The sequence below is a fragment of the Arthrobacter sp. AB6 genome, from assembly GCF_031844545.1.
Taxonomy (GTDB): Bacteria; Actinomycetota; Actinomycetes; order Actinomycetales; family Micrococcaceae; genus Arthrobacter.
Genome location: NZ_JAUZVL010000011.1, coordinates 85,914 through 103,360 on the forward strand (window position 1 = coordinate 85,914; position 17,447 = coordinate 103,360).

Sequence of the window (17,447 nt, forward strand, 5' to 3'; positions counted from 1 at the left end):
GGATTCCGCTGGACCTGCACCACCACAGATAAACTTAAACCCACGCCATCTACTGAGTGAAGTGAGAGAGATGACTGCCACTGCTACCGAACACGTAGCCGCAACGTCCGGTGCCACCGGCCGCATTGCGCGCGTAATCGGCCCGGTTGTCGACGTCGAATTCCCGGCTGACGCAATCCCGTCCATCTACAACGCCCTCACCACCGAGATTACTCTCAACGGTGTAACCAAGACCATCACGTTCGAGACCTCCCAGCACCTGGGTGACAACCTCGTCCGCGCCATCTCCCTGCAGGCCACCGACGGACTTGTCCGCGGCACGTCCGTCGTGGACAGCGGCGCCCCGATCTCCGTGCCCGTCGGCGACGGCGTCAAGGGCCACATCTTCAACGTCCTGGGCCAGCCCCTCGACGTAGCCGAGTCGGAACTGGACATCAGCGAACGCTGGCCCATCCACCGCAAGGCACCGAGCTTCGCCTCGCTCGAAGGTTCCACCGAGATGCTGGAAACCGGCATCAAGGTCATCGACCTCCTTACCCCCTACATCAAGGGTGGAAAGATCGGCCTGTTCGGCGGCGCCGGCGTGGGCAAGACCGTCCTGATCCAAGAAATGATCACCCGTGTTGCCCGCAACTTCGGTGGTACCTCGGTATTCGCCGGCGTGGGCGAGCGCACCCGTGAAGGTAACGACCTCTGGGTTGAAATGGAAGAGGCAGGGGTCCTCAAGGACACCGCCCTTGTGTTCGGCCAGATGGACGAGCCGCCGGGAACGCGCCTGCGCGTGGCCCTGTCCGCGCTGACCATGGCGGAGTACTTCCGCGATGTCCAGAACCAGGACGTGCTGCTCTTCATCGACAACATCTTCCGCTTCACGCAGGCAGGTTCCGAGGTCTCCACCCTCCTCGGCCGCATGCCCTCCGCCGTGGGCTACCAGCCGAACCTGGCTGACGAGATGGGCCTCCTGCAGGAGCGCATCACCTCCACCAAGGGCCACTCCATCACCTCGATGCAGGCCATCTACGTCCCCGCGGATGACTACACCGACCCGGCTCCGGCAACCACCTTTGCGCACCTGGATGCGACCACGGAACTTTCCCGTGAAATCGCCTCCCGCGGCCTGTACCCGGCAGTTGACCCGCTGACGTCCACCTCCCGCATCCTGGACCCCCAGTACATCGGCAAGGACCACTACAACACGGCTGTCCGTGTCAAGCAGATCCTGCAGAAGAACAAGGAACTCCAGGACATCATCGCCATCCTCGGCGTTGACGAACTCTCCGAAGAGGACAAGATCGTCGTGTCGCGTGCACGCCGCATCCAGCAGTTCCTCTCGCAGAACACCTACACCGCCAAGCAGTTCACCGGCGTCGAAGGTTCCACGGTTTCCATCAAGGACACCGTCGAAGGCTTCTCCGCCATCTGCGACGGAGAGCTCGACCACATCGCAGAGCAGGCGTTCTTCAACGTCGGCGGCCTGGATGACGTAGAGCGCCAGTGGGCCAAGATCCAGGAACAGACCAAGTAATATGGCTGAGCTTGAGGTTGAGATTGTCGCAGCAGACCACTTTGTGTGGTCCGGAGCGGCCAAGATGGTCAAGGCCCGCACCAGCGATGGTGAAATCGGAATCCTGCCCGGCCACTCGCCCCTGCTGGCGATCCTGGCCGAGGGTGAACTGGCCATCCAGCCGGTTTCGGGAGACCGCATTTCGGTAGAGGTCGACGGCGGGTTCTTCTCCGTTGACAACAACCGTGTGGTCATTGTTGCTGACAACGCCCATCTGGGCGGCTCGGCTACCGCTGGGATCCGCTAGCATCACCTTGATGGACGCACCAGGTCTGTTCATCGCCTTGGCAGTCGCTTTTGGATTGCTGATATTTGCACTGTGCCTTTCGGGGGTACGCCGCTTCAATCTGCGGCGTGCCCTCGGCACGGTGGACGCCTCCATTTGCATGGCTGGAAACAGCTGGCAGATGGGGGTTTGTCGTTATCAGGACAACGACCTTGAATGGTTCCGGCTGCTCTCCCTCAGCGTGCGGCCCAAGCACAAGTTCAAGCGGCATTCCCTGGAACTGCTCGGCCGGCGGAAGCCCACGGAGGCCGAGGCCGTCAAGGTGCAGCCCGACGTCGTCATTGTTGAACTGCGGTACGAGGGCCGGGACATGCGCCTCGCCATGAACTTCGACGCCTACACGGGCCTTTCTTCCTGGCTGGAAGCCGGCCCGGTCATCGGCGTAGGTACTTGGCGCTAGCCAACGTGGACTGGTTCTTCGACATCCGGCTCATCGACGGGCCGGTATATTGGGCTTCCCTCGTCCTCGGGGTGGCCGGTGCCGCCTACCTGCTGCTGCCCCCGTCCGCCGTCGCCAGGCGGAGCTGGCTCTTGAAAGTCATCGCCGCCGCGGCTGCCGCTTTCGCCCTGGTGGCATCCATCCACTGGGCCCTCATCAACGTCTTCTCGGTCTTCCCGGAAAACATTCCCGATGCCGTCCTCCTGTGGGTGGTGCCAGGCGTCGCCGCCCTGATCCTCGTGCTCCTGAGGATTCCCCGAAACACGTGGCGCCGGCGTACGGCGGGCCTCGTGGCAGCCCTCTTGGTGGTGGCACTTTCGGCAGTGCAGATCAACGCCTACTTTGGCCTCAACAAGACGGTCAGCGACCTCCTTGGCGCGGCACTCGCCAGGATTCCCACGCTGGAGCAGGAGCTGATGCGGCAGCCGGGACAGTCCGACGGCGCCGCCCTCCGCGGGTGGGAGCCGCAAGGGGACGTCCCTGCCGAAGGCGAGCTGCGAAAGGCCTTTATCCCCGGAGAAAAGTCCGGGATGAACGCCCGGGACGCGTACATCTACCTGCCGCCGGCCTATTTCGCCAAAAACCGGCCAGCCCTGCCGGTGCTGGTCCTGATCGCCGGACAGCCGGGGGGCCCCGCTGACTGGCTGACCGGCGGAGCCCTGCAGTCCCATCTGGACTCCTATGCCGCCTCGCATGGCGGAGTGGCGCCCGTGGTGGTGGTTCCCGACGCCAACGGCTCGCAGTCCGCCAACACCATGTGCATGGACAGCCGGATAGCCCATGCCGATACGTATCTTTCCGAGGACGTGCCGAACTGGATAAAGTCCACCCTCGCCGTGGACACTAACCACCGCAGGTGGGCGGCCGGCGGTTTCTCCTTCGGCGGAACCTGCGCACTGCAGCTCGGAACCAGGCATCCGGACCTGTTTCCCGCAGTCCTGTCGTTCTCCGGCGAAGCAGAGCCGGCCATCGCGAAGGAACGCCAAAAGACCATTGACGCTTCCTTTCCCGGGGACCCCGATGCCTTCAACCGGCAGACACCCCTGGCCATCATGAAGCAACAGCGGTTCGAAGGCAGCGGCATGTACCTGACGGCCGGCAAGGACGACCCGGAATTCGTTGCCTATCTCCGCACCTTGGCTGCAGCAGCCACGGAGGCCGGCTTCACGGTACGCGCCCACGAAGTTGAGCAAACCGGGCACTCCTGGGACACCTCCTCGAAGCGCATTGCCGACGCCCTGGACTTCCTGGCCGAGCGGTGGGGGATAGTCCGGTGAGTGCCGACAGGCAGGTCCGCACTGCCGCCCTTGCCTGGTCCACGGTGGGCCGGCCCGCCGTGCAGCAGGCCACGGCGGCGCTGAAGTCAATGCCCTTCACGCTTGCCGTGCTCGGCATCTTCCTGGCGGCAGGTGCAGTAACCGGGAGCTTCGCGGCCGGGCCGCCCGAAAGACTGCTCTGGCTTGCGGGCGTGAGCGGCCCGGGGCTCCGGGACGGCAACTGGTGGTCGCTGTTCACCAGCCTGTTCTTCGCCACGAATCCGCTGGCCTACCTGGCCGCGTCGCTGATGATCGTGCTGCTGCTCGGACTCGCTGAACGCAAACTCGGCACCCGTGCTTCCATCGCACTCCTGCTGGGCGGACAGTTTGCCGCCGTCACGCTGTTCCTGCTGGCAACCCAGCTTGCTGGCTACGCGGAGGACGGCTGGCTGGACAGGATGGCTGACGACATCCTGATCGGTCCGTATGCGCCGCTGCTCACTGCAGGGCTTGCAGGCAGCGCCCGGCTCCCGGTCCTGTGGCAGCGCAGGCTGCGGACCGCGGCCCTTTCGGTTTCCCTCCTGCTGGTCCTCTATGTGGGACACGCTGAAACCGTCCTCGGCCTGCTGGGGGCACTGCTGGGGCTGGTTGCGGGCTGGTGGATCCAAGGGGACCAGGGCCAGCTGCACCGGCACCGGTCAACCGGGCGTGAAACGAGGAACCTCCTGGCCCTCACGGTGGCAGTCTTCGCCGTCGGTCCCATCCTGACGGGGATCGCGCGGGCACCCACAGGACCCCTGGCGCTCCTCCGCGACATGGTGCTGAACCCGATCCCGACGCTGGGGCAGCTGGCGCTCAACTGCGGCAGCACCGTGGAGGCATCCTGCCTTGAGGCCGGCCGTGCCGGTTTCGCGGGCCCGCTGGGCCTGGCGCTGGCAGTGGTTCCCGTGGTCCTGCTGCTGATTTGCGCTGACGGCATGCGGCGCGGCCGGCGGCTGGCCCTGAACATTGCCCTCGCCATCCAGCTTGCCGTCACAGCCCTGGCCGCCGTCTATCTCGCCCTGTTCGCGCTGTTGCCCGCGCGCGGGCCAGGACCGCAGTCGGGGCCGATGGGGTCGGCTTTTGCCCACGTCCTTCCGCTGGTTGTGGTGCCGCTGCTGCTGGCGCTCGTTCTGTGGCTGAACCGGCGGCAGTTCCGGGTGCAGACAGCACCGTCAGCCCGGCGGGTGCTTGGCGCAGTGGTGGGCGGGTCCTGGCTCGCCCTGGCGGGGTCCTACGCCGTTGCCTGGTTCTGGGCGGGAGGACTTACCCGCGACGGCGGCGTGCTGGGTCTCCTGGCCGAGCTGGCCAGGCAATATGTCCCCGTGCCCATCCCGCAGTATTACCACCGCATTTTCGCTGACCGCAACACCGTGGAGTCCATGCTCTTTGCCTATTCGGGACCGGTGTTCTGGGTCATCGCGCTGGCAGCCGTGTGGTGGGTGCTCCTGGGCAAGGCCCACGGCACCGATTCCGGTGCGGAGGACAGGGAGAGGGCGCGGGCATTGCTGCGCCAGGGCGGCGGCCCGCTCTCCTGGATGGCCCTGTGGGAACCCAACAGTTATTGGTTCAGTCCTGACGGCAAGGGTGCGGTGGCCTTCCAGCAGCATGGCAGCGTTGCGCTGACGCTCGGCGGCGCTTTCGGGCCCTCCGACGCCCAGCAGTCCGTGACCGAAGGGTTCCTGGCGTACTGCCGGGGGCATGCCCTGATTCCCGCGCTCTACTCGTGCGATGACTCCGTGTGGCCTGCCCTGAAGGAGCGTGGGTTTTCCCGGGTTGCCGTTGCCCAGGAGACCCGCCTGCCGATCCGCCAGCTCGAGTTCAAGGGTAAAGAGTGGCAGAACGTCCGGACAGCCCTTAACCGGGCTGCGAAGCTGGGCGTGCATGCCGTGTGGGGACCCTACCACTCGCTGCCGGCGGCACTCCGGTCCAGGCTGAGCGAGGTTTCCGAGGAATGGGCAGCCGGGAAATCCGTGCCCGAGATGGGCTTCACCCTGGGCGGCGTGGATGAACTCGAGGATGACGAGGTGCTGTGCTGCCTTGCCGTGGATGCGGGCGGGACCGTTCACGGGGTGACCAGTTGGCTTCCCGTCTACGACGGCGGGCGGCTGGTCAGCCGGACGCTGGACGTAATGCGGCGCGGCAGCGAGGGCTTTCCCGGCGTGATGGAGTTCCTCATCGCCTCCGCCGTGCTGGAGCTGCGCGGATCCGTGGAGGTCATCTCGCTGTCCGGGTCTCCGCTGGCAAGCCGTCCCGGGGACCAGGGAGGAAGCTCTGCTTATGGTTCCGCTGACGAGGCCGGCGAAGAGTCCGGTGCCCAGGCGGAGCCGGAGAACCTCGTGCGCATCCTGGACCTGGTGGGGCACGCCCTTGAGCCTGTGTACGGTTTCCGGTCCCTGGCCGCATTCAAGTCCAGGTTCAAGCCCGAGTACCGCGCGCTCTACCTCTACTACCAGGACCCGCTGCACCTGCCGGCCATTGGCCGCGCCCTGACCCGCGCCTACCTGCCCGGGCTTTCGCTGCCGCAGGGCGCCCGCCTGGTACGGAAACTGGTGAAATAGCTGTCCAGCCAATAACAATGGTCCCCGGCATATTTGCCGGGGACCATTGTTTCGCTGCCGGCCGCAGCAGCGGCCGGAATGCGGGACTAGACCAGCGTTACGCCGGTAGCCTGGGGACCCTTGGCGCCCTGGCCGATTTCGAACTGAACCCGCTGGTTCTCGTCGAGGGTCTTGAAGCCGCCGGTCTGGATTTCGGAGTAGTGGACAAAAACGTCCCCGTCCGAGTCATCCGGGGTAATGAAGCCGAAGCCCTTTTCAGCGTTGAACCACTTGACGGTTCCCTGTGCCATTTATTTCTCCTCATTATGGAACTTTTTAAGATCGGCACACCTCGTGCCGGCCTTGGTCACTCCGCGAGAAGAATCCTGAATTACCGTCCCGGAAAGGGAATCGGAGTTGCAGGAGCTTCGCGCTCGCAACATGTCTTGCGAGCATGAAAAACACCTACACAAAGACTGAGACAAGAATTTCATGCCCGTTCCCGCAGGTCAACGGTTTGCACGGCGAAACGGACAAATTTTCGGCAAAAAACAGGTTAATGCGCATGTCAGGAGCTTATTCAACCGGGGTTTGAACACCGTGGCCGACCGTCAGAAAAGCCGTGACTCGCTGTCGTCAACGCCACGCATGGCGTCGTAATCGAGGGTCACGCAGTCGATCCCGCGGTCATTGGCGAGGACCTTTGCCTGCGGCTTGATTTGCTGGGCCGCAAAGATCCCGCGGACCGGGGCAAGAAGGGGGTCGCGGTTGAGCAGTTCCAAGTACCGCGTCAACTGTTCCACGCCGTCTATGTCACCGCGGCGCTTAAGCTCAATGGCCACAGTGGCGCCCTCGGCGTCGCGTGCAAGGATGTCCACCGGGCCGATGGCCGTGAAGTATTCCCGGCGGATGAGGGAGTAGCCGGTTCCCAGTGTTTCAATCTGTTCCGCCAGCAGGCGCTGCAGGTCCGCTTCCACGCCGTCCTTGATGAGCCCGGGGTCCACGCCGAGGTCGTGCGAGGACTCGTCGAGCTTTTCGTGGATGTTGATGATGAGCCGGTCGTCGGTCTTGGCCGACTGGACGGTCCACTGCTCCACCACCCCGAGCTCGAGGTCCACGTCCTCGGGGGAGGTCACCCGGAGCGTCGCCGGCGGGCTCATCCAGTTGAGCGGTTTGTAGGAACCGCCGTCGGAATGGACCAGGACGGAGCCGTCGGCCTTCACCAGCAGGAGCCTGGTGGCCAGCGGGAGATGGGCTTTCAGCCGGCCAACGTAATCAACGGAGCATCGGGCTATGACAAGTCGCACGCCGTACAGACTACCGTCTGCGCGGTGCGGGCTCCGCCGGGTCTTCGGCCCCCTGCGGCGGGTGGCTCCGGCCGGATCGGGAGCCAAGCCACCTGCCGCTGGGGCAGAATGGATGCATGCCGCGCTCCAACCGTCCCCGCCGTCCCGTATCCGGAAAGGGTTCCGGGTCCGGAAAAGCGGGCGCCGGAAAGAGGGGCGGCCAGGACGTCCCCGAGCTTGACCTCGAACGGGCACGTGCAGGCATCGCGCGGCGGGAGAGTGCGCCCGACGGCGAATGGATGGTCCGCACCATGACCGCCCGGAACGCCGAGAAGACCTACATATGTCCGGAATGCTCCACGGCGGTGCTGCCCGGCGTTGCCCATCTGGTGGTCTGGAAAGACGACCACCTGTTCGGGGCCGCTGCCGGCCTGGCCGAGCGGCGGCACTGGCACACCAACTGCTGGATGTCGCGCAGTTACCGCTACCGCTAGCGGCAGCGGACAAAGTCGCGCCCCCTGTCGCTAAGCTGGCAGGCATGACTTTTGATCCGGCGTCGTACGAATTCCATCAGGCCGCAGGGCCGGCCCCCATCCGTGCCTCAACCGTGCTGCCCGCCAAACGTGAGCTGGTGAAGCTGGATACGGAAGACGGACACACCCTGGTGGCCGAGCTGGCGCTGCCGGAATCCGGCCCCGTGAATGCCACGTTGATCACCCTGCATCCCCTTCCTACGCACGGCGGTTTCATGGACTCGCATGTCTACCGCAAGGCGTCCTACCGGCTGCCGGCGCTCGCGGGCGTCGCCGTGCTGCGGTTCAATACCCGCGGAACCGCCTCCCCGCACGGAACCAGCAGCGGGGCCTTCGACGAGGGCGTCGGGGAACGCCATGACATGGAGGCCGCGGTCCGCTTCGCCGTCGAGCGGGGCCTGCCCAACCGCTGGCTGGTGGGATGGTCCTTTGGCACGGAACTCGCACTCATGTACGGAGCCGTAGAGCCGGTGGCGTCCCTGATTGAGGGCGCCGTCCTGCTCTCGCCCCCGCTGCACCGCGCCACGGACAAGGACCTGCTCCAGTGGGCCGCATCAGGAAAGCCGCTCACAGTGCTGGTGCCGGAGCATGACGACTTCCTCAAGCCTGCCGAGGCGGCCGAACGCTTCAGCCTGGTCCCGCAGGCCCGCGTGGTGGGCGTGGACGGCGCAAAGCACCTGTGGGTGGGGGAGAAGTACGCCTCCCGGGTGCTCAACGAAATTGTGGATGACGTCACCGAGGCGGGATCGGGCGCTGCCGGACTGCCGCACGAATGGAACGGGCCCGCGGCAACAGCTTCAGCCTAGGGAACGACTGGGGCCGGTCCGGTGACGCACACCTAGTGCTGGTCCTGCCTGACGATGTAGATCTCCCTGACCAGCAGCAGGACGGCGGCCGCCGTCGGAATGGCGATCAGCGCGCCGAGCACGCCCAGCAGGCTGCCGCCGGCAATGACTGAAATGACGGCCACGGCGCCGGGGACCGCCACGGCCTTCTGCATGATGCGCGGGGAGATGAAGTAGGCCTCGAACTGCAGGTAGGCGAAGTAGCAGATCGCGTAGACCGCCGCCGCCTGCCAGCCTTCGGTGAGCGAAACCAGCAGCACCACGATCCCCGCAATCATGCCGCCCACCAGCGGAATGAACGCCAGCAGGGCCACCACGAACGCCAGCAGCAGGGCGAAAGGGATGCCCACGATGGACATCACTATGAAGGCGAAGGTGGCGTTCAGGAGGGCAACCACCGCCTGGCCGATCACATAGTTGCCCACCGATCGGGTGATTTCCTCGGACAGCGCTTCAACGCGGTGCCGCCGCGACCGCGGAGCAAGCCGGTAGCCCCACTTCTTCATTGCTGGCAGGGCGGCAAGGAAGTACAGGCTCAGCACCAGGACAATCAGGGTGCCGAAGAGGCCGTTGGCCACGGTGGAGCCAAAGCCCACCACGCCGCCGAAAATCCCGCCCATAGCGGCGGGGTCGTTGACGAACTTCTCCAGTTCCTCTGTGATCCGGTCGCGCACGCCGAACTGGTCATCCAGGCTGCGGAAAAAGTCGGAGTCGATGAAGTCCCGGATCCACACCGGTGCCTGCTCGACGATCTGCGTGACCTGCTCCACGATGGTGGGAATGAGGGTGGCAAAAAAGCCGACGACGGCGCTTACCAGCACCGTGACGGACACCAGGATTCCCGCGGGCCGGGGGATCTTCCGGCTTTCCAGCCAGCCGACCACAGGTTCGAGCCCCAGCGCTATGAACAGCGCAGCCACAATCCACAGCAGCAGCTGCGTGGTGTTGGAGCCAATCCAGTAGACCAGCAGGGCAAGTCCGACGCCCACCGTGCCCATGAAGCCCAGGTACAGGGGATGCTGCGGCGAGATCCGGGGGCCGGGACTGCCGAACTGCGGCTGTACCGCGCTGTCATGGCTGGCGCCTTCCCCGTTCTGGCGGGAGTACTCCGGCGGCATTTCGAACCGGAGCCGGGGCTGGGCGCCGGGGAGGGGCTGGCGCAGGCGGTGAAGGAGCAACCCGAGGGCGGCCGCGGCGGGCCTCTTCCTGCGGGCAGCTGCAGGACCCTGCGGAGCGGCTGCCGGCGGCTGCCCACCCACCGGGTTCTCTGGCGCCGCGGAGGATTCGTCCGTCTTGTCAGTCACTGGTTTTAAGGGCCTGTTCCGTTGGCGGCACCGCGTCGGCGGGCCGGTGTGATGATCATCGCAAACACTATCAGCAGCCTTGTCAACAGCAGCGGAACGGCCCGGCCGCCGGCACGCTGGAGGTCCCCGCCGAAGCCCTGGTCCGGGCCTTCGATAACAAAACGGATACTATTGATAGGAAACCCCCGCTGATGATAGGTGTTCCCTTGCGTTTAAAGACTGCAGTCGCACTCGTGCTGCTCGGCCTCCTGACACTTCTGGCCGGCATCGGCCAGAAAACCATCTGGGCCCCCTCCGAGACTTTTACGGCCACCGCGCCGGTTGATGCTGCCGAGGCCCCGCTGACCGTGATCGACCAAAACCTGCGCACCCTTCACGGCGGGACCGTCAAGATCAATATCGAGGGCGACGGCAGCTTCCTCCTGGCAGCGGGCCGCCCGGACGACGTGGATGCCTGGGTGGGCCAGACTGCGCACAACACCATCACCGGCGTGTCCGGGGACGGGAAATCGCTGCAGGTTGAACACGCCGACGGCGAAGCCACTGCACCCAACCCGGCCGGCTCGGACCTTTGGGTTTCCACCGAGAACGCGAGCGGCGAGCTTGAGTACTCGTGGAACGCACCGGCCGACGGCGACTGGACCCTCCTGCTTGCGTCCGACGGAACCAAGCCGGCGCCGGCCACGGTTTCCATGACGTTCCCCAATGACACGTCCACCCCTTGGGCCATCCCGCTGATCACTCTCGGCTCGCTGCTGATCCTGGGTGGAATCGCGCTGGCCCTGCTCTCCGCCCGCAAGCGCAACGGCGAAGGCGACGGCAAGGGCAGCGGCTTTGCGCAGCGCGCCCGGGCCCGCAACGAGGCGCGGTCCTCGCGGGTTACCATGGCGGCCGCCGGAGTAATGGCTGTTGCTGTAGTGGCCGGAACCGGTGCCGCCGCCAGCGCCACGTCGCCGGCGCCTTCCCCGGATTCGTCCGCCGCGCAGGAGCAGTCCGGTCGACCGGTCCTGCTGGATGCCCAGTTCCGCAGGATCCTGGAACAGGTCTCCAGCGCCGTTGACGCCGGCGATGCTGCAAAGGATGCGGCCAAGCTCGCGGACCGCGTGGGTGGCACCGAGCTCGAAGTCCGCACCCAGAACTACAAGATCCGTTCCCAGGTGGGCTCCTACGAGGCCCGCATGCCGGTCCGCTCCACCAAGCTGCTCACGACCGTGGTGACCAGCGACCGCGAGTGGCCGCGGTCCGTCATGGCCGTAACCCAGGGTGATGGCAACGTGGTGCCGCAGCTGCTGACCTTGGTCCAGCCCTCTCCGCGCGAAAACTACAAGCTCGTGGAAACCAACCCGCTGCAGCCTGGCACCACCTTCCCCACCATCAACCGGGACGGTACGGATACATTGCCTGCCGGCGACAAGACCGGCCTGCTCTACAGCGGTGAGGAAGCCATGTCAGGCCTTGCCGACCGCCTTACCTCCGCTGAGTCCGCCTACAAGGACAAGCTCGTGGAAGGGGAGTCCTCGCCGTACATTGCCGACACCCTGTCCTACCAGGCCGAGGTGGTGAAGGCCGGCGAGAACGGCACCTTCTCCTTCACCCATAAGGTGGCTCCGGAAAATACGGTTGTCTTCCGGACGGCAGACGGCGGCGCCCTGGTCGTGGGCCGGATCAACTTCGGCTTCGAGGGAACCCCCAAGGCCGCGGGTGACAAGCTCACCATTGGTGACGACGCCGCAGCCCTGGCCGGCGGCAAGGAAACCACCACCGGCATGGTCCTGAGCTTCGCGGAGTCCGTGGCCGTGTACGTGCCGCCCGCAGGGTCAACCGATCCGATGAAGCTCGTCGCTGCGACCCGCGGGCTGACGGGGGCCAGCTTCAAGTAACCCCGGTTCCCGCAGTAGCCCCGGCAGCGGCCGGAGTGGCTAGAGTGGAAAGCATGAGTTCGCCAGCTTCCCGCCCAGTCCCTCCTGCCGCTGCCAACCTGCTTAACCTGCGCGGCGCCGTCGACCTTTCCACGCTGAAGCAGCGCCCCGCGTCCCCTGCCGGGACCGGAACGCCGCAGGGCGGATCTCCCGGTGCCGCTGCAGGGGCGGCCCCCGATGCTCCCGGTTCGCCGGAACTGAAAGTCAACGTCACGGAAGGCAATTTCCAGCAGCTCGTGGAGCTTTCCGCGCAGGTTCCGGTTGTTTTTGCGCTCTGGGCTTCCTACTCGCCGGAGTCCGCAACCATGCTGGACGTCCTGGAGCGGGTGGTGGCTAGCTACGGCGGCCGCCTGGTCCTCGGCGCCGCGGACATCGAGGCGTTCCCGCAGTTGGCCCAGGCCTTCCAGGTTCAGGCCGTGCCCACCGCGGTGGCCGTCCTCAAGGGCCAGCCAGTACCGCTCTTCCAGGGCGGCGCAGACGAACAGCAGGTCCGCAGCCTCTTTGACGAACTGCTCAAGGTGGCAGCGGCCAACGGAGTGACCGGAAGCCTGGGCGCCGGTGCCGGTGCCGGTGGAGACGACAGTCCGGCGCCCCTGCCACCGCTGCACCAGGCGGCCTTTGACGCCATTGAGGCGGGGGACTACGCCGCAGCAGCCGAGGCCTACCGCCAGGCGCTGGCCGAAATGCCCTCGGACCACGAGGCAAAGGCCGGCCTGGCCCAGGTGGAGCTGATGGCGAGGCTGCAGCCGCTCTCCGCGCAGGACAGCGAAGCCCTGCGGATCCTGGCCGCCAACGAACCGGACAACCTTCAGGCCCAGCTGGGCGTGGCGGACCTGGATGTGGTGGGCGGCCACGTGGAGGATGCGCTGAACCGGCTGGTCTCCTTCATCGGGAGGAACTTTGGCCCGGAGCGTGAAACTGCCCGCGTCCGCCTGCTGGAGCTGTTCGACGTAGTGGGGGCCGCGGACGAGCGGGTGGGCAAGGCGCGCCAGGCACTGGCGAGAGTCCTCTTCTAGTGCCGGCACTGTTCCAGCCGCTGAAACTCCGAGGACTGGAGCTCCGGCATCGGGGCTGGGTCTCACCGATGTGCCAGTACAGCTGCGATCCCGACGACGCCCCCGGGGTGCCGAACGACTGGCACCTGATGCACCTGGGGTCCTTCGCCGCCGGCGGCGCAGCGCTGATCCTCACCGAGGCAGCGGCCGTCAACGCCGAAGGCAGGATCAGTCCCCGGGACGCCGGCCTCTACAATGACGCACAGGCCGAGGCCTGGCAGCGGATCACGTCCTTCGTGCACCGCCACGGCCCGGCGGAGGCCAAGATCGGCGTGCAGCTCGCCCATGCCGGCAGGAAGGCCTCCACCTACTGGCCCTTTTCCGGCAGGCAGGGCAGCGTGCCGGAGTCCGACGGCGGCTGGACCACGGTGGGCCCCTCGGCGTCGGCTTTCGACGGCTATGCCGTTCCCGCCGCGATGACCGGGGAACAGATCCACGGCGTCATCGGCGATTTCGCCTCAGCTGCCGGACGTGCCGTGGACGCAGGCTTCGACACCCTGGAAATCCATGCCGCCCACGGGTACCTGCTCCATCAGTTCCAAAGCCCGTTGATTAATACCCGAGATGACCAGTGGGGCGGGGACGAAGCCGGCAGGAACCGCCTGATGCTCGCAGTGGTGGACGCCGTACGGGCGGTCATTCCGGAGTCCATGCCGCTGCTCCTGAGGATCTCCGCCAGCGACTGGGCGGAAGGTGGGGTGGACCTGGACCTTGCCGCTTCGGTGCGCCTGGCCCGGCAGGCAGCCGAACACGGGGTGGACCTCATCGACGTTTCCAGCGGGGGTGCCGTGGCTCATCAGCAAATCAAGGCCGGCCCCGGCTACCAGACCGGTTTTTCCGCCGCCATCCGCAAGGAAGCCGGAGTTGCCACCGGCACCGTTGGCCTGCTGACCTCGGCGGGACAGGCTGAACATGCCATCGCCACCGGACAGGCTGACGGCGTCCTCATTGCCAGGGCAGCGCTGCGGGACCCGCACTGGTGGCTGCGGGCCGCCTTCGAACTGGGCCACGATATTGCGTGGCCGCCGCAATACGAACGGGCCGTTCCCCGGCGTTCGTTCTGACGTCGGGCCCGTTGGAGGCCCGCCGGCAGCACAAGGGCACAGCTGGAGCGGCGTTGCCACGCCTCTTCTACTAGTCCTGCGGGAGGACCCCCAAGGGGTGGACTGAGGGCTACGCTGGCTTCATGACTGCTCCGCAACCCGACCCGGCGCTGCCACCGGACCCGGCCGCGCTTCCCGGCCCTGCGGCACACCTGCCTGCCTTGTCCATCAGGGGACTGGCCAAGCGCTTCGGCGGCAAAATCGCCGTGGACGGCATCAGCCTGGACGTGCCGGCTGGTTCCTTCTACGGCATAGTGGGCCCCAACGGTGCCGGCAAGACCACCACGCTGTCCATGGCCACCGGCCTGCTTCGCCCGGACTTTGGAACAGCGGTGGTCCATGGCGTGGACGTATGGCAAAGACCGCTGGAAGCCAAACGGTTAATGGGCATCCTGCCTGACGGCGTGCGGCTGTTTGACAGGCTGACCGGGGAGCAGCTGATCACCTATGCCGGGTTGCTGCGGGGAATGGACAAGGCGGTCGTGGCCACGCGCGTCGCGGACCTGCTCGCGGCCATGGACCTCCAGGACGACGCCGGGACACTGGTGGTGGACTACTCTGCGGGCATGACCAAGAAGATTGCGCTGGCCTCCGCCCTCATCCACGCGCCCAGGCTCCTGGTCCTGGACGAGCCCTTCGAGGCGGTGGACCCGATTTCCGCGGCTAACATCCGTTCGATCCTGGACAGTTACGTTGCCTCCGGCGGCACGGTCATGGTGTCCAGCCACGTCATGGACCTGGTCCAGCGGATGTGCGACCACGTGGCAGTGGTGGCCGGCGGCCGGCTGCTGGCCGCGGGAACCGTGGACGAGGTGCGCGACGGGGCAACACTTGAGGACCGGTTCGTCCAGCTGGTTGGCGGCCGCAGCCACACGGAGGGACTGGAATGGTTGCGCACCTTCTGAGGCTCAAGCTCACCCTGCTGCGGAACGGCCTGCGGCGCAGCCCCTGGCAGCTCGTGGGCTTGGCCTTCGCCGGACTCTATGCATTCGGTCTGGTGGGAATGCTGGTGGTGGTCCTGGTCCTGCTGCGCAACGCGCCCCACGATCTTGCCTACGGCGCCGTGGTACTGGGCGGGTCCGCCGCCGTCCTGGGCTGGGGGATCGTGCCTGTCGTGGCGTCAGCAACGGATATGACCCTGGACCCTGCGCGCTTCACGACCTTTGCAATCCCTATGAACCAGATGCTGGCGGGGCTGGCCCTGGGCGGCCTGGTCGGAATTCCCGGGGTGGCAACGTCCCTCGTTGCACTGGCAACAGTGGTGACGTGGTCCCGGGCCGTCCTTCCCGCGCTCGCTGCCTTCGCAGGAGCAGTGCTGGGGGTGCTGACCTGCGTCGTGATCGCCAAGGTGGTCACCACGGCAACGGCAAGCCTGGCGGCGTCACGGCGCTTTAAAGACGTCAGTGCCATCGCCTTCATGGTGCCACTGGTCCTGATGGGGCCGATCGTGGCAGGAGTAGCCCAGGGCATCTCCTCGTCCGCCGGATTCCTCCCCGGCTTTGCCCGCATGCTGTCCTGGACACCGCTCGGGGCCCCATGGTCCATTGCCGGTGATGTCGCCGCCGGCGAGCCGGGCCCGGCAGCCCTGAAGGTGATACTCTCCGCGGCAACCCTTGCCGCCCTTGCGTGGGCCTGGAAGCTTTTGCTCGAGCGCGCGCTGGTGACTCCTCCCTACGCAGGCAGCGGGAAACGGAAAGGCGGCAGGCTGGGACTCCTGGGGATCCTGCCCGCCGTCCCGGCGGGCGCGGTGATGGCAAGATGCCTCACCTACTGGTTCCGGGATCCCCGGTATTCCGGCTCCCTGGTGGTGATCCCGCTGCTTCCCGTGGTGCTGCTGTTCCAGGGCAGCCAGACCGGGGATTACACCAGCCTGGCTTTCCTCGCCCCGCTGTGCGCATTCATCCTCGCCTGGTCCATCTCCGCCGACGTGTCCTACGACAACACCGCGTTCGCCCTCCACCTGGCCACGGGCGTCCAGGGCGTGGCGGACCGGCTGGGCCGGGCCCTGGCCTGCCTGGCGTTCGCCCTGCCCGTGGTGCTGGTGTTCGCCGTCGGGCACTCCGCCTTCACCGGGGACTGGGGTGCCCTGCCCGGCCAGCTGGGCCTGAGCATGGGCGTCCTGTTCACCGGCCTGGGCCTGTCCTCGGTTGTCTCCGCCCGCTACACCGTTGCCGTTCCGGTGCCGGGCGACAGCCCCTTCAAGAAACCGCCGGGCAATGTGGGGCAGACCCTCGCGGTGCAGTTCGGCGGACTGGTGGTCCTGATGGTCCTGGTCCTGCCGGAGGCCGGGCTCCTGACCGCCCAGCTGGTGACCGGCGACAGGCTCTTCGGCTGGATCAACCTTGCCGCAGGGACGGCCCTGGGCCTGATCCTGTTCGTGGCAGGCGTGCGGCTGGGCGGAAAATGGCTGGACGCCCGCGGTCCCGAGCTCCTGGCCCAAGTGACCGTTAACCGCTGAAACGCTTCGGAAAGGAACAGCATGGAAGTAGTCATCCTCAACGGCAGCAAACAGATCGCCAAGCTCGCCGCGGACGCCATCGAGGAACTCCTGCGGCGCAAACCGGATGCCGTCCTGGGCCTGGCCACGGGCTCGTCCCCGCTGCCCGTCTACGATGAGCTTGCCGCCCGGCACGAACGGGACGGCCTGGACTTTGGCCGGGCGCACGCCTTTGCCCTGGACGAATACGTGGGCCTTCCTGCCGGCCATCCCGAGTCCTACCGCGAAGTCATCCGGCGTGAATTCACCAACCGGGTGAACATCTCCCCGGAGAATGTGCACGGACCTGACGGGACAGCCGAGGATATCCCGGCCGCCTGCCGCGCCTACGAGGAAGCCATCGCGGCCGCCGGCGGAATCGACCTCCAGCTCCTGGGGGTGGGTACGGACGGCCACATCGCCTTCAACGAACCAGGGTCCTCCTTCGCCTCCAGGACCCGCATCAAAAGCCTCGTCGAGCAGACACGGCGGGACAACGCCCGGTTCTTCAGCAGCCTGGCCGAGGTCCCGCACCACGTCCTGACCCAGGGCCTCGGAACCATCATGGAGGCGCGGCATGTCATCCTGGTGGCAACGGGCGCGCGCAAGGCCCAGGCGGTCCGCGACTTCGTGGAGGGTCCCGTCTCGGCCATCTGCCCGGCGTCGATCCTCCAGTTCCATCCGCACGCCACCGTCCTGCTGGACCAGGCCGCCGCCTCGGCGCTGAAGCTGGCGGATTTCTATCGCCACACCTATGACAACAAGCCCGCCTGGCAGGGCCTCTGACCACCGGCTGGCCGCT

16 protein-coding genes are annotated in these 17,447 nt (G+C 66.5%); 13 read left to right on the forward strand and 3 right to left on the reverse strand.

The annotated features are described in order from the left end of the window. Window positions 1-70: 70 nt before the first annotated feature. The 5 genes from atpD to Q9R30_RS10920 are packed head-to-tail and all read left to right on the forward strand — an operon-like array spanning window position 71 to window position 6,145. The gene (gene atpD, locus Q9R30_RS10900) at window positions 71-1,525 is read left to right on the forward strand and encodes a F0F1 ATP synthase subunit beta (protein WP_104998365.1); all 1,455 of its coding nucleotides are present in this window, start codon (window positions 71-73) and stop codon (window positions 1,523-1,525) included. A gap of 1 nt (window position 1,526) precedes the next feature. After that, on the forward strand, window positions 1,527-1,811 hold the full coding sequence (locus Q9R30_RS10905; RefSeq protein ID WP_104998364.1) for a F0F1 ATP synthase subunit epsilon: 285 nt from the start codon (window positions 1,527-1,529) through the stop codon (window positions 1,809-1,811). Between the two features lie 10 nt (window positions 1,812-1,821). Continuing rightward, window positions 1,822-2,250 carry a DUF2550 domain-containing protein gene (locus Q9R30_RS10910; RefSeq protein ID WP_104998363.1) on the forward strand — a complete coding sequence of 143 codons (429 nt, stop codon included), beginning with the start codon at window positions 1,822-1,824 and terminating at the stop codon, window positions 2,248-2,250. A 5-nt stretch (window positions 2,251-2,255) separates the two neighbouring features. Continuing rightward, the gene (locus Q9R30_RS10915; protein ID WP_311217612.1) at window positions 2,256-3,566 is read left to right on the forward strand and encodes an alpha/beta hydrolase-fold protein; all 1,311 of its coding nucleotides are present in this window, start codon (window positions 2,256-2,258) and stop codon (window positions 3,564-3,566) included. After that, window positions 3,563-6,145 (forward strand): bifunctional lysylphosphatidylglycerol flippase/synthetase MprF, encoded by a 2,583-nt coding sequence (locus tag Q9R30_RS10920; RefSeq protein ID WP_199775247.1) that lies wholly within the window; start codon window positions 3,563-3,565, stop codon window positions 6,143-6,145. The genes Q9R30_RS10915 and Q9R30_RS10920 overlap by 4 nt, the downstream gene beginning before the upstream one ends. Before the next feature lie 86 nt (window positions 6,146-6,231). Here the strand turns inward: Q9R30_RS10920 and Q9R30_RS10925 are convergent, their stop codons facing one another. Next, a complete protein-coding gene (locus Q9R30_RS10925) occupies window positions 6,232-6,435 on the reverse strand; it encodes a cold-shock protein (protein WP_011692441.1) in 204 nt (67 codons plus the stop codon). Window positions 6,436-6,735: 300 nt separating this feature from the next. Then, window positions 6,736-7,431 (reverse strand): endonuclease NucS, encoded by a 696-nt coding sequence (gene nucS / locus Q9R30_RS10930; protein WP_104998362.1) that lies wholly within the window; start codon window positions 7,429-7,431, stop codon window positions 6,736-6,738. A 116-nt stretch (window positions 7,432-7,547) separates the two neighbouring features. Between nucS and Q9R30_RS10935 the strand changes: the two genes are divergently transcribed. Continuing rightward, a complete protein-coding gene (locus Q9R30_RS10935) occupies window positions 7,548-7,904 on the forward strand; it encodes an ATP/GTP-binding protein (protein WP_104998361.1) in 357 nt (118 codons plus the stop codon). Window positions 7,905-7,948: 44 nt separating this feature from the next. Beyond that, window positions 7,949-8,749, forward strand: a complete 801-nt coding sequence (locus tag Q9R30_RS10940; RefSeq protein ID WP_104998360.1) for an alpha/beta hydrolase — start codon at window positions 7,949-7,951, stop codon at window positions 8,747-8,749. A gap of 32 nt (window positions 8,750-8,781) precedes the next feature. Here Q9R30_RS10940 and Q9R30_RS10945 read toward each other — a convergent pair whose 3' ends face one another. Next, window positions 8,782-10,092 (reverse strand): AI-2E family transporter, encoded by a 1,311-nt coding sequence (locus Q9R30_RS10945; RefSeq protein ID WP_104998359.1) that lies wholly within the window; start codon window positions 10,090-10,092, stop codon window positions 8,782-8,784. Between the two features lie 191 nt (window positions 10,093-10,283). Between Q9R30_RS10945 and Q9R30_RS10950 the strand changes: the two genes are divergently transcribed. The 6 genes from Q9R30_RS10950 to nagB all read left to right on the forward strand — a co-directional run bounded on the left by Q9R30_RS10950 (window position 10,284) and on the right by nagB (window position 17,431). Next, window positions 10,284-11,972 (forward strand): hypothetical protein, encoded by a 1,689-nt coding sequence (locus Q9R30_RS10950; RefSeq protein WP_199775246.1) that lies wholly within the window; start codon window positions 10,284-10,286, stop codon window positions 11,970-11,972. Between the two features lie 53 nt (window positions 11,973-12,025). Next, complete coding sequence (locus Q9R30_RS10955) at window positions 12,026-13,027, forward strand: tetratricopeptide repeat protein (RefSeq protein WP_104998358.1); 1,002 nt, start codon at window positions 12,026-12,028, stop codon at window positions 13,025-13,027. After that, on the forward strand, window positions 13,027-14,130 hold the full coding sequence (locus tag Q9R30_RS10960; RefSeq protein ID WP_311217600.1) for an NADH:flavin oxidoreductase/NADH oxidase: 1,104 nt from the start codon (window positions 13,027-13,029) through the stop codon (window positions 14,128-14,130). Before Q9R30_RS10955 ends, Q9R30_RS10960 begins: the two co-directional genes overlap by 1 nt. A gap of 122 nt (window positions 14,131-14,252) precedes the next feature. Next, entirely contained in the window at window positions 14,253-15,074 is an 822-nt protein-coding gene (locus tag Q9R30_RS10965; protein ID WP_104998356.1) for an ABC transporter ATP-binding protein, read from the forward strand. Continuing rightward, on the forward strand, window positions 15,056-16,627 hold the full coding sequence (locus Q9R30_RS10970; protein WP_311217601.1) for a transporter: 1,572 nt from the start codon (window positions 15,056-15,058) through the stop codon (window positions 16,625-16,627). The genes Q9R30_RS10965 and Q9R30_RS10970 overlap by 19 nt, the downstream gene beginning before the upstream one ends. Window positions 16,628-16,648: 21 nt before the next feature. Further along, the gene (gene nagB / locus Q9R30_RS10975; protein WP_104998354.1) at window positions 16,649-17,431 is read left to right on the forward strand and encodes a glucosamine-6-phosphate deaminase; all 783 of its coding nucleotides are present in this window, start codon (window positions 16,649-16,651) and stop codon (window positions 17,429-17,431) included. Window positions 17,432-17,447: the final 16 nt, after the last annotated feature.